This window comes from Aeromonas sp. WP2-W18-CRE-05, assembly GCF_014168615.1.
GTDB classification, from domain to species: Bacteria; Pseudomonadota; Gammaproteobacteria; order Enterobacterales; family Aeromonadaceae; genus Aeromonas; species Aeromonas caviae.
Window position 1 is genome coordinate 1,776,639 of sequence record NZ_AP021917.1, and the last position, 13,395, is coordinate 1,790,033.

General features: G+C 60.9%; 9 protein-coding genes and 2 pseudogenes. 2 read left to right on the forward strand and 9 right to left on the reverse strand.

Translation table 11 applies throughout. The features are described from left to right. Nucleotides 1–33: 33 nt before the first annotated feature. From H7R73_RS08535 to H7R73_RS08555, 5 genes and pseudogenes are all read right to left on the reverse strand, one after another. Complete coding sequence (locus H7R73_RS08535; protein ID WP_182951644.1) at nucleotides 34–717, reverse strand: hypothetical protein; 684 nt, start codon at nucleotides 715–717, stop codon at nucleotides 34–36. Between the two features lie 50 nt (nucleotides 718–767). Next, nucleotides 768–1,283: pseudogene (locus tag H7R73_RS08540) on the reverse strand (alkaline phosphatase); the annotation flags it as partial. Nucleotides 1,284–1,295: 12 nt separating this feature from the next. Further along, the gene (locus H7R73_RS08545) at nucleotides 1,296–2,570 is read right to left on the reverse strand and encodes an IS4-like element ISApu2 family transposase (RefSeq protein ID WP_011191341.1); all 1,275 of its coding nucleotides are present in this window, start codon (nucleotides 2,568–2,570) and stop codon (nucleotides 1,296–1,298) included. A 94-nt stretch (nucleotides 2,571–2,664) separates the two neighbouring features. Then, nucleotides 2,665–3,546, reverse strand: a pseudogene (locus H7R73_RS08550) (alkaline phosphatase); the annotation flags it as partial. A gap of 12 nt (nucleotides 3,547–3,558) precedes the next feature. Beyond that, on the reverse strand, nucleotides 3,559–4,950 hold the full coding sequence (locus tag H7R73_RS08555; protein WP_182951645.1) for an alkaline phosphatase: 1,392 nt from the start codon (nucleotides 4,948–4,950) through the stop codon (nucleotides 3,559–3,561). Between the two features lie 341 nt (nucleotides 4,951–5,291). Between H7R73_RS08555 and ylqF the strand changes: the two genes are divergently transcribed. Continuing rightward, entirely contained in the window at nucleotides 5,292–6,242 is a 951-nt protein-coding gene (ylqF, locus tag H7R73_RS08560; RefSeq protein WP_182951646.1) for a ribosome biogenesis GTPase YlqF, read from the forward strand. 296 nt (nucleotides 6,243–6,538) lie between these two features. Then, nucleotides 6,539–7,687, forward strand: coding sequence for an MFS transporter (locus tag H7R73_RS08565; protein ID WP_182951647.1), 1,149 nt, complete (start codon nucleotides 6,539–6,541; stop codon nucleotides 7,685–7,687). Between the two features lie 89 nt (nucleotides 7,688–7,776). Here the strand turns inward: H7R73_RS08565 and H7R73_RS08570 are convergent, their stop codons facing one another. The 4 genes from H7R73_RS08570 to H7R73_RS08585 form a co-directional block, all read right to left on the reverse strand. After that, the gene (locus H7R73_RS08570; RefSeq protein WP_182951648.1) at nucleotides 7,777–8,673 is read right to left on the reverse strand and encodes a histone deacetylase family protein; all 897 of its coding nucleotides are present in this window, start codon (nucleotides 8,671–8,673) and stop codon (nucleotides 7,777–7,779) included. Nucleotides 8,674–8,743: 70 nt separating this feature from the next. Further along, nucleotides 8,744–9,403 carry a YccT family protein gene (locus tag H7R73_RS08575; protein WP_039040268.1) on the reverse strand — a complete coding sequence of 220 codons (660 nt, stop codon included), beginning with the start codon at nucleotides 9,401–9,403 and terminating at the stop codon, nucleotides 8,744–8,746. 213 nt (nucleotides 9,404–9,616) lie between these two features. Continuing rightward, complete coding sequence (gene dinG / locus H7R73_RS08580; RefSeq protein WP_182951649.1) at nucleotides 9,617–11,704, reverse strand: ATP-dependent DNA helicase DinG; 2,088 nt, start codon at nucleotides 11,702–11,704, stop codon at nucleotides 9,617–9,619. 418 nt (nucleotides 11,705–12,122) lie between these two features. Next, nucleotides 12,123–13,391: an ISL3-like element ISKpn25 family transposase gene (locus tag H7R73_RS08585; RefSeq protein ID WP_182951576.1), complete on the reverse strand. Its 1,269-nt coding sequence runs from the start codon at nucleotides 13,389–13,391 to the stop codon at nucleotides 12,123–12,125. Nucleotides 13,392–13,395: the final 4 nt, after the last annotated feature.

The following is a 13,395-nucleotide window of genomic DNA, read 5'->3' on the forward strand; positions in this document are numbered from 1 at the left end:
CCATGTCAGCCAGGCGATTGCCGCCTGGGGGGATCAGTCGAAGAAATCCCGCAGGTCCAGGGTCTGGTACCCTGCCAGTTGATGCCAGGGGAGGGTCTTTGGCAGCGGCTTGAGCGTCACCTCCATCCGGTAGCTGCGATAACCGTCGAGGCTTGCCGACTCCACCACCAGGGGCAACTGCCAGCGGCTCGACCAGAGGATGCGGGTACGCTGGCGACCTTCGCGGGTCTCGTACCAGTTCGCCTGGTCGGGGGCGGCCTCATCCAGTGGTGTCATTCCCTCTAGCAGGGAAGGGTTGATGAGGTGGCGGATCCGCGCCCACTCCGGCTTGAAGGCCACCTGGCCGTACTCCTCCTGCGGCACCTCTACCAGCTGGTTGTGCCAGGCATCGGCGTAGCGCAACTGGAGTGCGTCTCCCTCGCTGCGGGTCACCCAGCGCGCCGCCATCTGGTGAGTGAAGTGCTTGTGGCCAGGGCGGGCATCGTGGGTGGCGTGATAGGCACGGGCCAGGGGAACGGGAATGAGCCGCTGGCTCCACACCTGGTCACCGACCCGCAGCCACTTCTCCTGCCACTGGCTCTCCCGGGTGATGCCGTCGCTGCCGGTCACCCTGTCCACGTAGCGGATGCGGGCGGCCAGATCGGGCACCTCGTCGGCCTGGAGGGGAAAGGAGAGGGCGCTGCCCAGCAGCCATAAAGAAAGCAGATATTTCATCATCGTCTCTCGCTCGACGGAAAAGGTGCCCGGCGCGGTGCCGGGCACCTTTATCACAGGCCGAGGGCCTCCCTGAGCTTGCCGAACACCCGGGTGTTGTCGAGGGTGCCCTTGAACTGGCTGCTGCCTGCGCCGCCCGCGAACAGCATCACATCGCCGCCGCCGTGAGTCTCGGAGCCGAGCTTGACTCCGGTTTCCTGCAGGTAGTCATCCGCCATCACCTCATCGCTGGTGAGGGTGGGGCGCTGGTCCTGGCGGTTGGGGCCGTTGCCGAACACCAGAGTAGTGAACGGCTTGCCGTCCGCGTCGTTCTGGGTCGAGCCATCGGCGTTCTTGACCAGATCCAGCACCTTGTTGCCCTTGGCGGAATAGCCGTTGATGGTCATGGTGTGGTCGTGGTCGGCGGTAACCACGATCAGGGTATCGCTCAAATCCACTTTGCCGAGAGCCGTCTTGACCGCCTCGTCCAGCGCCACCGCATCGGTCAGCGATCGCTTGGCGTTGGTGGCATGCAGGGCGTGGTCGATACGCCCCCCCTCCACCATCAGGAAGTAGCCCTGGCTGTTCTCATGTACAGAACCTTAAGCGGCAAGCGAATTAATAATACCGTCTAACGTGTTGTTTTGCTTGGATTTTCTCTGCCTACTCTTTTTGCCGTTTTTGGATAAATACACCATTGCCCACTCCAACTTCTCTGTTATTTCCTGCCACGCACCATGGATGATGCTCGCCAATATCGGCATTAACCAAAGCGCGCTGTTTTTGGCAATCTTCAGCATCGATAACTCCGCGCTGCCAATCAGCGTCAGCGCCAGCCGACGTTTGACCAGCAAGGCCAGCAAACTAGCCCAGATCAAGCCTTCCGCTATCGCTTTTTGTCGTGTCGCGAACGCCTTCAACCGGTTATGTGATTTCAGCTCTTTGAACAACAGTTCGATCTGCCAACGGCAACGATACAATGCCATCACCTTCTCGGCTGGCCATCGCTCACGCGGAAGATTGGTCATCCATATACAGAACCGTTTTTCCTCTGCAAACCAACGTCTTATGAGTCGATATTTATACTTTCCCGAACTCACATCCAGATCCAGAACCTCGGCTCTGCAGCTTCTCCGATCGATATCCTTGAGCTTTTTTCCGAGTAACTTGGGCATTTCCCTGCCGTCCTGTCGGTAAGCTGCCTGTACTTTGGGATTGAGATTTTGACTCCCTCTGACCAGATAGCTTCCTTTGGCTTTGGTCACATCAGCAAAGTACTCGCGGCTGATGTAACCGGCATCCGCCAATAACAGTTTGTTATTTAACGAATTTGCGGCCGGAAGATGCTTGCGCTCCGATTCGGTATCCGCCGTGATACTCATCGATATCGGCGACTGGTCCAGCAAGGACATGGTCATATGACACTCTACCGCAGCGGGGCTGTGCTTATTGAATCGGCCCGGGAAATGTTCTGCCAATTGCGGATGTAACGCGAATGACGACCCGTCCTGCAGCAGTACCTGCTCAAAGCCTGCCAGTCCGTGGGCGTCCGGTAGACACTCCTTGAGGCGTAAGGCGATGGCTCGTTCAACCAGTGCGCGCATGAACAAGGGAAAACCCTGCTTGCGTAACTGGTTGTGAAAGGGTTTATACGCTATTTGGTCAGTATCATGGAGCTGCAACGCATTGAAATGGCGATGCAAACCAGCAATACCATCCACCTTGTCGCAACCAAGCCCTGAGAGCAGAGCCGGGAGTAGTCTCGCAGGCTGGATATCCCGGAGTCGCTGACAAAAACCGGTAAATTTACCGATCCGGTTGAGTTCAGAAGAGCTAAGAAGTTGCTTGAGGTACTGGGTTGCATTGATAATAGTCATGGCTTCGGGCGTGTCGGTTTTTTTTTGCGATTAAATCAGATCACAAACGAAGCCTTTTTTCTATCTATTTCAATTGGTTGTAGCTAAAGATCCTGTACATGTGGCTGTTCTGGCTGAGCAGATCGATCGCCTTGGCGGTCATCTCGGAGAGGGACGGCTGGGTACTGGCCGCCCCCTTGGCGACGCGGTCCAGTTCGTAGTCGAGGTGGGACTTGGTGCTGAACAGCCCCAGTACCTTGCCCGAGTTGACGGCAGAGAGCTCATCCTTGTTGGTGACATAGCGGTAGCCCCGGGCGGTCAGCTCGGCGGTGAGATCCCGGCCGTCGGCCCGGCCGCCCTTGTTGCTGGCGCTGTAGGGCGTCCAGTGGTTGGCGCCGCCCCCCATCAGCACATCGACCCCATCCCCCAGCGCCTGGTTGAAGCCGGCGCCGCCCGGTACCGCCTGCTCGGCGATGGCGTAGGCCGCATCCCGGTGGCAGATATGGGAATAGGTGGCCGCCGGGGTGGCATGGGTGAGCTCCGTGGTCGTGACAGCACCCACCGACTTGCCGGCTGCCTTGGCCAGCTCGAGAAGGGTGGGCACCGGGCTCCCGTTGTCGCTGGTGCAGTTGTTGATGCCCTTGTTGCCGTTGGCATCCTTGGACGGTGCCACGGCCCTGGTGTCGCTGCTCATGGCGATCACCTCGTTGTTCATCTTGACGCCGGTGGTGTAGGCCGCCATGGAGGGGGCGGAGTCCGTGGTCTGGGCATCGTGGGAGAAGGTCTTGATGCGCGCGCTCTGGGGCAGTTTCATCATCTCGAGATCCCCCTCTTCCCCCACCTTGAACAGGCGGGTGGCGGTGAGCACGGTGGGACCCATGCCGTCACCGATAAAGAGGATGACGTTCTTGGCATCGGCGGCGTGCGCCTGGGAGAGGCCGCCAAGCATGCCGAGCAGGGCGGTGCAGACCAGCGTCTTTTTCATGGTGATGTTCATCCTGATAATCCCTTACAGCTTGGCCGCAGCCTTGATCTTGCCGAACACGGCGGTGTTGTCGAGAGAGCCGTGGAAGCGCTCCGCTCCCTGGCCGATGGCGCCGAGGAAGACATCGGTACCGCCGTGGGTCTCGTTGCCTATCTCGCCCACCTTGACCACCACCTCCTGGTGATAGTCGTCGGCGGAGACGGTGGCGTCGTCGAGGGCCGCCACGCTGCTGCGCGGGCCATCCACCCGGTTGTAGCCGTTGCCAAAGCCGATGATGGTGTAGGGCATGCCATCGCTATCCTTGCTCGGCTCGCCGGTGTCGTAGTTCTTCACCAGCCCGAGCACGCCCGCATTGCCTGCCGTGGTCTTGCCGGTGCGCTTGGCATAACCATTCAGGACTAGCGTGTGGTCATGGTCGGCGGTGACCACGATCAGGGTGTTTTTCAGCTCGGGATCGGTTTTCTTCACTTCATTGATGGCGGCCTGGATGGCGTTGTCGAAGGCGAGGGTATCCTGCAGGGCACGCTTGGCGTTGGTGTCGTGCAGGGCGTGATCGATGCGCCCCCCTTCCACCATCAGGAAGTAGCCCTTCTCTTTGTCCTTGAGCTGTTTGATGGCGGCCAGGGTCATCTGGGCCAGTGATGGCTCGCTGGCGGGCCGGTCCAGGTCATATTTCATGTGGCTTGAGCCAAACAGGCCCAGCAGCGGCTTGCTCGCATCGGCCTGGTTCAGCTCGTCCAGGGTGGCGGCAAACTGATAGCCCTTCGCCTTCATCTCGTCGATGAGGTTGCGACCATCGGTCCGCTTGCCCTTGTCGGCGCTGGGCAGGAAGAAGCTGCTGCCGCCGCCGAGCACCACGTCCAGCCCCTCCTTCAGGGCGCTGTTGTAACCGCTGCCCCCCGGCACCATCTGGACAGCGATATCAGCCTCCAGATCCCGGTTGCAGATATGGGCATAGGTGGCGGCCGGAGTGGCGTGGGTGACCCGGGTGGTGGTGACCACGCCGGTGCCGCGGCCATCGGCCTTGGCCAGCTCCAGCAGGGTGGTCACCGCTTTGCCGCCGCTCTGGCTGCAATCGCTCTCCTGGGTGGCGTCGCTGTCCATGCTGATGACGCCGTTGTTGCTCTTGACCCCGGTCATGTAGGCCGCCATGGAGGGGGCCGAGTCGGTCACCTGGGCATCGTGGGAGAAGGTCTTGATGAAGGCCGTTTCCGGCAGGGTGTCGATGGTGAGGCTGCCCTCTTCACCGACGCCATAGATCCGGGAGGCGGTCAGGGTGTTGAGACCCATGCCGTCGCCGAGGAAGAAGATCACGTTCTTGGCGCTGGGTTCCGGGGTGTTGCTGTCGTTGTTGGAGTTGCAGCCGGCGGCCAGGGCGGCGCCTATCATCACTGCAAGTCCTGCCATCTTTCTCATTGGGGTTCGCTCCTTGTGAAACCTGAGCGCAGCCTAGAGGGGGCAGATGACACTTTTAGTGAAGAGAGATGACAATACGGTGAAAGCACCTTGGAAATGTTATCTTATATCAATGGGTTATGTTGATTGTGTTCTGCCACTCACCTCCCGGTGGCGTAGCGGGCATCCGGCCACCCGGGTGACAACACCCGGCCAGAATAGCCTGTCAAATCGGGGCCGCAGCAGGTAAAATGCGCCCCCTTGCGATGAGTGCCAGCGGTCTGGCGCATCACCACGCACCCGCAACCCCGAGCGCCCGCAGCCCCGAGAGGGGACCGCATGCCAATGAGAGAGTAACGGATATGTCCATCAACTGGTTCCCCGGCCACATGCACAAGGCCCGCAAAGAGATTGCAGAGGTCATGCCCCAGGTCGATGTCATCATCGAGATGCTCGACGCCCGCATCCCCTTCTCCAGCGAGAACCCCCTGGTGCCGGAGCTGCGCGGGGAGACGCCGGTGATCAAGGTGCTCAACAAGGCAGACCTTGCCGACCCCGAGATCACCGAGCTGTGGGTGGCCCACATGGAGCAGGAAAAGGGGATCAAGGCACTGCCCCTGACCCAGCAGGAGCCTACGAGGATCAAGCAACTGCTGACCCTGTGCCACGAGATGCTGCCGGAGCGCAACTTCGAGCTGCGCGGGGTGCGCGCCATGATCATGGGCATCCCCAACGTGGGCAAGTCCACCCTGATCAACACCCTGGCGGGGCGCATCATCGCCAAGACCGGCAACGAGGCGGGGGTGACCAAGTCCCAGCAGCGGATCAAGCTCGACAACCACGTCATCCTGACGGACACCCCTGGCTTCCTGTGGCCCAAGCTCAACCCGCCCTCCTGCGGTTATCGACTGGCGATCACGGCGGCCATCAAGGATACCGTCTTCGATTACGCCGACATCGCCATGTTTGCCGCCGATTACTTCATCAAGGCCTATCCGGAGCGCATCAAGGCACGCTACCAGCTGAGCGAGCTGCCGGAGACCGAGATCGAGCTGCTGGATCTCATTGCCCGTCAGCGCGGCTTCATGCGCAAGGGGGGGCTTGCGGATCTGCACAAGGCCTCGGAAATTCTGGTCAATGAATTCCGGTCCGGCATGCTGGGGCGGATCTCCCTGGAGACGCCAGAGATGGTGAGCGTCGAGATAGTGGAGGCCGAGGCCGAGGCTGAGCAGAAAGCCAGGGAGAAGGCGGAGCGGGAAGAGGAGCGCCAGGCCCGGGCTCGTCGCAAGTACGCCAAGAAGCGCCAGCGCTGACCGGCGTTGTGCACAATAGGTTGTGCTTGATAGAAAGAAGAGGCGGCCCTGGGCCGCCTCTTCTTGTCATGGCCTCGGCCTCTGGCGTGAGGGTCGATGTTCAACGGCCCGCTTCCCCTCATCATGACCAACGTGCCGGCCAATCAAGGGGATGAGGCTCCCGTCAGGGGAGGGCCGTGCCGCGTTGCCATCACGGTGGGCAGAAAAACCTTGCGACTCGGCCTCAGTGCCGATTGACAAAGGCACAGGCGGTGGCATGATGCGCTCGCATTTTGCCTCTCCCCACGGTTCTATCCATGACCACATACTCCCGCCCGGTGCTGCTCCTGCTCTGTGGCCTGCTGTTGCTGACCCTGGCCATCGCGGTATTGAATACCTTGGTGCCGCTCTGGCTCGCCCATGAGCATCTGCCCACCTGGCAGGTCGGCATGGTCGGCTCCTCCTATTTCACCGGCAACCTGCTGGGAACCCTGCTGGCGGGCAGACTCATCGCCCGCTGCGGCTTCAATCGCAGTTACTACCTGGCCAGTGCGCTCTTTGCCGCAGGCTGCGTCGGGCTCGGCATTACCCTGGCGTTCTGGAGCTGGCTCGCCTGGCGATTCATCGCCGGGGTCGGCTGCGCCATGATCTGGGTGGTGGTGGAGAGCGCGCTGATGTGCAGCGGCAACGCCCGCAATCGGGGTCGCCTGCTGGCCGCCTACATGATGGTCTATTACGTGGGCACCGTGCTTGGGCAACTGCTGGTGAGCAAGGTGCCGACGTCGCTGATGGCGGTGCTGCCCTGGGTGACCGCCCTGGTGTTGACGGCCATGCTGCCGCTCTTGTTCACCCGCATCGCCAGTCCGTCAGGCAACCACCAGGCCAGGACTCCGGTCTGGCCGATGCTGCGCCTGCGTCAGGCGCGTCTGGGGGTGAACGGCTGCATCCTCTCCGGCATCGTGCTGGGGGTGCTTTATGGTCTGATGCCGCTCTATCTGAACCACCAGGGGGTGAGCGACGGGGCCATCGGCTACTGGATGGCGATGATGGTGAGCGCCGGCATCCTGGGGCAATGGCCTGTGGGACGTCTGGCGGATCGTTTCGGGCGCCTGCCGGTGCTGCGGGTACAGGTGCTGGTGGTGATCCTGGGGGCCATGGCGATGCTCGGCAACGCGGCCATGGGACCGACGCTGTTCATTCTGGGGGCCGCGGGCTTCACGCTCTATCCGGTGGCCATGGCCTGGGCCTGCGAGAAGGTCGAGCAGCATCAACTGGTGGCCATGAACCAGGCGCTGCTGCTGAGTTACACCATCGGCAGCCTGCTCGGGCCGACCCTGACCGCGCTCTTGATGCAGCACTACTCGGATCATCTGCTGTTCATGGTGATTGCCGGGGTCTCCCTTGTCTATCTGCTGATGCTGCTGCGCAAGATGGGCGAGCACCCGACGCCGATGGCCCATGCCTGAGGGCAGACGGCGTCATCATCCCTGTGCACGGATATAGAAGAGGCGACCCAAGGGTCGCCTCTTTTTCGTCATGGGCCGGGTAGTGCCGCTCAACCAAACCGGTGCCTTGCTACTTCAAAGAGCGAGAGGTGCAGCGGGATCAACTGCTGCCAGTCTCGCCGGTAACCCCCTCCCGGTACGGCGGCGATGGGCAGCCCGTGGCGAAGCGCAGAGTCAAAGACCATGGCATCGCGCTGGCGCACGCCGGAGTCGCTCAGGGAGAGGTAGCCCAGCTCGTCGTCCCGGTGCACATCCACCCCGGCCTGATAGAGGATGAAGTCGGGGGCGTAGAGGCGATGAGCCAGGGCGAGGGCCTGGTCCAGGGTCTCGAGATAGGCGTCGTCCTCCATGCCGCTTGGCAGGGGAAAGTCCAGATGGGAGGCCGGCTTGTGGCGGGGGAAGTTGTGTTCCCCGTGCAGGGAGAGGGTGATGATGTCGCGGCTGCCCGTGCACAGGGCGGCGCTGCCATCTCCCTGATGGACATCGAGATCCACGATCAGTACCCGCTCGCAGAGTCCCTCGTCCAGGCAGGTTCGCGCCGCGATCACCAGATCGTTGAAGAGGCAGAAGCCGCTGCCAAACCCCCGGTGGGCGTGGTGGTAGCCGCCGGAGATCTGCAGTCCGCAGCCCTGCGCAAGGGCGTGGCGGCTGGCGGCCAGGGTGGCGCCGACCGAGTGCAGGGTACGTTCTATCAGCAGGGGAGACCAGGGAAAGCCGAGCCGGCGAATGGCCCCTTCATCGAGGGTGCCGGCGAGGGCGGCCTGTACATAGGCCGCATCGTGCACCTTCTCTATCTGCTCACGGCTGGCAGGGGTGGCCTGTGCCAGCGGATAGTCGAGGGCGACGAGGCGTTCAAACAGCGCCTGGTACTTGGCCAGGGGGAAGCGGTGACGCTCGGGCAGTGTCAGGGCGGAGTAGTGGGGGTGATAGAAGATGCGCAGTGACATGAAGCATCGGCCATGAACGGGTATGAAAAAGGGGAGCCAGGCTCCCCTCGATGCAGGCGTGCGATGCGCCTTACTGCTGCTGGATCACCCAGATCTGGAAGGCTTTGCGGGTCTCCGCATCGGCCTTGTTGTACCAGCTCTGCAGCTGGGTCAGGGCTTCCGGGTTGCTCATGGCCTTGCTCGGGGCCACTTCCACCGGTGCGCTGGCGGCAGCCATCACGGCGGCGGTGGAGACGGAAACGGTCTTGGGCTGGTTGAAGGCCTTGCCCATCTTCAGCAGCTCCTGCTGATAGTCACGGGTCAGCTGGAAGCCACCCACGGTCGGCATGACGAACTGCTCGGATTTCAGGACCTGGCCGGTGGATTTGTCTTTCAGAACGACGTTCTGTTCCTTGACGAAACGCTTGGCTTCTTCTTCCTTGCGGGGCTTCTTGAAGTCGAGGAAGAGTTGCTGGTTGTCGGCGGCGGTGAAGTTGATCACCAGGGGCTCGGCGGTGACCAGCTTGGTTTCACTGCGGCTGGAGTAGTTGCCCTCGAAGGCGACCACGACCTGGTGCCTGCCGGGCTCCAGGGAGAAGACGGTGGCTTTGTCGAGCAGCTGGGGGTTGACGGGTTCGCCATCGAGCAGCTGGATGACATAGGGATTCGTAATTTCCAGTTGGCTAGCGGCCAGGGCGCTACCTGCCCACAACAGACCAGCCAGGGCCGGTACCAGAACAGTCAGTTTCATTTCATCTCCTTGAACAGTCAGGCAATTGCCCACTGAAAAATAGGGGGTCATTTTTACAGGTTTGCCCCACAGCGGCAATAGCCGTTTATGGCGCCTTCCGGTGTGCGGGGTGTGGATCCCGCTGCCCCGAGTCCTGCGGGCAGCGTGCTCTTCTATCTTCCTGCCCCCTCCTGACATGAGAGACAGGGGATCGCATGGCGGGCGTCAGCCGTGTCACTCGATGCGTCGGGTGAAGGGGGGGAGGGCGTCCAGCAGCCCCTTGCCGTAGCGCTTGGTCAGCAGGCGCCGGTCCAGGATGGTGACCCGCCCCCGATCCGCCTCTTTTCGGATGAGGCGGCCACAGGCCTGGATGAGCTTGCGCGACGCCTCCGGCACCGTCAGTTGCAGGAAGGGGTTGCCGCCGCGCTGCTCTATCCACTCGGCGGTTGCCTCTTCCACGGGGGAGTTGGGCACCGCGAAGGGGAGCTTGGTGATCACCAGGTTGGTGAGGTAGTGGCCAGGCAGATCCAGCCCTTCCGAGAAGCTGCCGGTGCCAAAGAGGATGCTGGCCTGGCCGCCGTCGCACTTCTGTTTGTGCAAGAGGAGCAGGGCGCTGCGGGACGCTTCCCCCTGTACCAGGAGCGACATCCCCTTGGTCCGCAGCCCCACCGCCACCTCGTTCATCTGGCGATAGGAGGAGAAGAGCACCAGGCTGGCCTCCTTGCCTGCCAGCAGGCGGGGCAGGGTATCGATCAACTCCTGGGTGAAGGCGGGGGCACTGGGTTCATGGGCCATCTTGGGCAGATAGAGTTCGGCTTTGTGGTAGTCGAAGGGGGAGCGCAGCCGCAGATAGCGGGTGCCGTCATGCTCCTTGAGCCCCACCTGGTGGCGAAAATAACTGAAGGAGGAGAGGGCGGTGAGGGTCGCCGACACCAGCACGGCCCCGAGACAGCGGGACCAGAGCCACTCCTCCAGCAGATACCCCACCTCGATGGGGGAGGCGTGCAGCCAAATGTCCCCGTCCTCGCTTCTGGCCATCCAGCGGGCGAGGGGGGTCTTGCCGGTGGGAACATGGCGGCTCAGCATCTCCCAGAGGGCGCAGAAGCTCTCGAGCCGTTGCAAGTGAAAACCGCTCTCCGCCAGCAGAGGCTCGGCCTCCTTGCGACGGATGTCGCCATCCTTGAGCGCCTCGCCGATGGCCCCCTGCATTCTGTCCAGCGCCCTCAGTGCCTTCTTGCTCGCCTCCTTGAGGTTTTCCGCCAGCATGGGCAGGGGATCCGGCAGCACCCCATCGGCGAATCTGTGGTGGGGCTCGCCGCCAAAGAGGTGAGCATTGCTGGCGAGCCACTGTTCGAGGGCCTTGAGATCCGGCTGGAGAGAGGCCAGGGCATCCTGCAGTTTGAGCTGGGGGTCGAGGAGGCTCTCCTTGTTCAGCGTCCTTGCCAGCTTGCCCGCGCTTTGCACCAGCTTTTCCAGCCAGCGGCGGGATCCCTTGATGCTGGCGCTGGCGGCGCCGTGATCCCGGGCGATGGTGGGCAGGTGATGGGCTTCGTCCAGCACATAGATGCACTCGTCCGGCGGCGGCAATATGATGCCGCCCCCCATGGTGAGGTCGGAGAGCAGCAGGGCGTGGTTGACCACCAGCACGTCTGCTGCGTCCATGTCGTTGCGGGCCCGATGGAAGGGGCAGTGCTGATGGTGGCTCAGGGCCTTGTTGCAGGTGTGGCGGTCGGCGGCGATGCGATCCCAGCAAGGGTCCGTAATGGGTTTGGGCCAGTTGTCCCGATCCCCGTCCCACTTGCCTTCGGTGTAGGCCTGCCACAGCGCCTGATAGCACGCCTTGTCGGTATCAGACGGCTTGTGTTTGCTCAGTGCGCCAGTATTTTGCAAAAAAAAGTCGAGTTCGAAGTTGGCCATCTCGCTGCCGCTCGCGGCCTGCTCCAGCAGGTGTTCGCAGCAGTAGCGCTGGCGGCCCTTGACCAGCATGAAGCGAAACGGCAGCTCGCTGTGTCGATGGTAGAACGGCAGGTCCTTGTGGATGAGCTGCTCCTGCAGGGCCACGGTGGCGGTGGAGATCACCAGCTTCTTCTGGGTGAGCCGGGCCACCGGGATGGCCCCCTGGGCATAGGAGAGGGACTTGCCGATGCCGGTGCCTGCCTCGGCCACCAGGATGCGGCGACTCCTGTCATATTCTCCCGTCAGGGTCTTGGCGATTTCGGCAACCAGGAAATTCTGCTCCTTGCGCGGCACAAAACCGGGTAAACCATCGGCAATCTGGCGATAGGTATTGCGGATGGTGGCTTTGAGGCGAGTCGATAGCATAAAGAAGGTGTGGCCGTGTCGGTGTGGATGGCAACAGGATACCCGCAACAGGCGGCCCGGGTCGAGGCAGGGGAGAAGCAGTCGGGTCAGCCCCGGCTTTGCACATATGTTATGAGGGAACAGGGGGTTGCAATAAACCACCAAAAAAGAGGGATTCAGGCAGAGAGTATCGCTGTAAACGTTTTCCCTGATGGGGCAAACATTGTGAGATACAGCTCACAAATTTTTCCCTGTGACTATGGTTTTCATAAAAAGTTCCAAGTTTTTTCGGCTATTTGCATTCTAGGGTTGGAATACATCCATTCTAACCCTAGATTCTTAGTCGGACAAAAAGGTGCTTCTGGTTGGATTTTTCTGTTTTTCACCACTCTGCGAAAATCTAACATTGGTTGGATTCTCAGACGCGCCCTCTCTCGCGTTAATCCAACTCCCCACCTTCTGCCTGCTTCAACAATGTCGGAATGTGCGGCCCATACTCGACCTTGCCTCGTCCTGCTCGAATACCACTGCCGACCTTGCGGGCTTCTTTGGAGTACAACGTCTTTGCACGGATGATGTCATAGCTGTAACCCCGACCTAACCGGTTGGACATCTTGATCAAGCCGTTGAGCCCTTCGGTATACCCATTGGTGATTGAGAACGGCGCATCCCAGTAGGCAAAGATGTCGTCGTAATGGTTGTGTACCGTTTTCACCAGTTTTTTGAAAGGCTCCATGCCATAAGGCGGCAGGCTATTCTCCCAAGCCTCAAAGGCGTTCTGAGCGCTCTGCTTGTCGGGTTCGTCGTAGATGCAGAAGAATGCTTCCTTGAAGTCATAGGCCACGGCAAGTTCTGGGATCGCCTGCTTTACAACCTCCAGCGCCTTTTGCTCCGCGGGCGTCAGGTTGCCGGGCCGCTTCAGGGTTAGCCAGCGAATGGACTTTTTGACATAAATCCGATCTTCTTTGCTTAACTGTGCCTGATAGTTCTTGCGCTCCGCTTCCAGGGCTTCAGAGGCCATCTTGACGACATGGAACTTGTCGATCACGAGTTTGGCGTTGGGCAGATACTGAGCAAAGGAACGCTTGAAGGGGCGCCACATATCCGTACAGACCCATTCCACCTTGTCAGCATCCGGCAAATCCTTGAAGAAGGGCTTCAGGTGCTCTTGAGTACGATGCTCCAACATATCAAAGACGTTGTTGGTTGCCAGGTTGGTGATTACACAGCGATACCCGCCGGCCAGATTCACTTCGTCGATTCCCATGATGACAGGGGTTTCGTAACGAACGGTTTGGGAGAGTTCCTCAATGAGATCGTGAGCGATGTTCTTGACGGTGTTCACCGCCACACCGGTTTGCTCGGCTAAAGCATGGAAGGTGGTTCCCAGGCACTGTTGCCGAATAACATCGACCAGCCGTTTGGTGGCTCGGCGTTTGTCATCCAGAAAACTCAACTCCGGCATGGACATTTTTCCGCACGACTCACAGCGAAAGCGCGGGCGCTGAACTTCAAGGCGGACGGGCTCCATGTACAACGGCGTGTCCATGAACTTGTTTTTGCGCGTACCGTGTCTGTGCATAGGGGTGTTGCAGTCCCCACATAATGGCACCTCGACCGTTACCGGCTCAGCAACTATCACAAGGCACTTGCCTTCGTGGCGCATATCGACAGGCTTGATGCCTGGCAGATTCAGCAGGTCAAGCATCGGC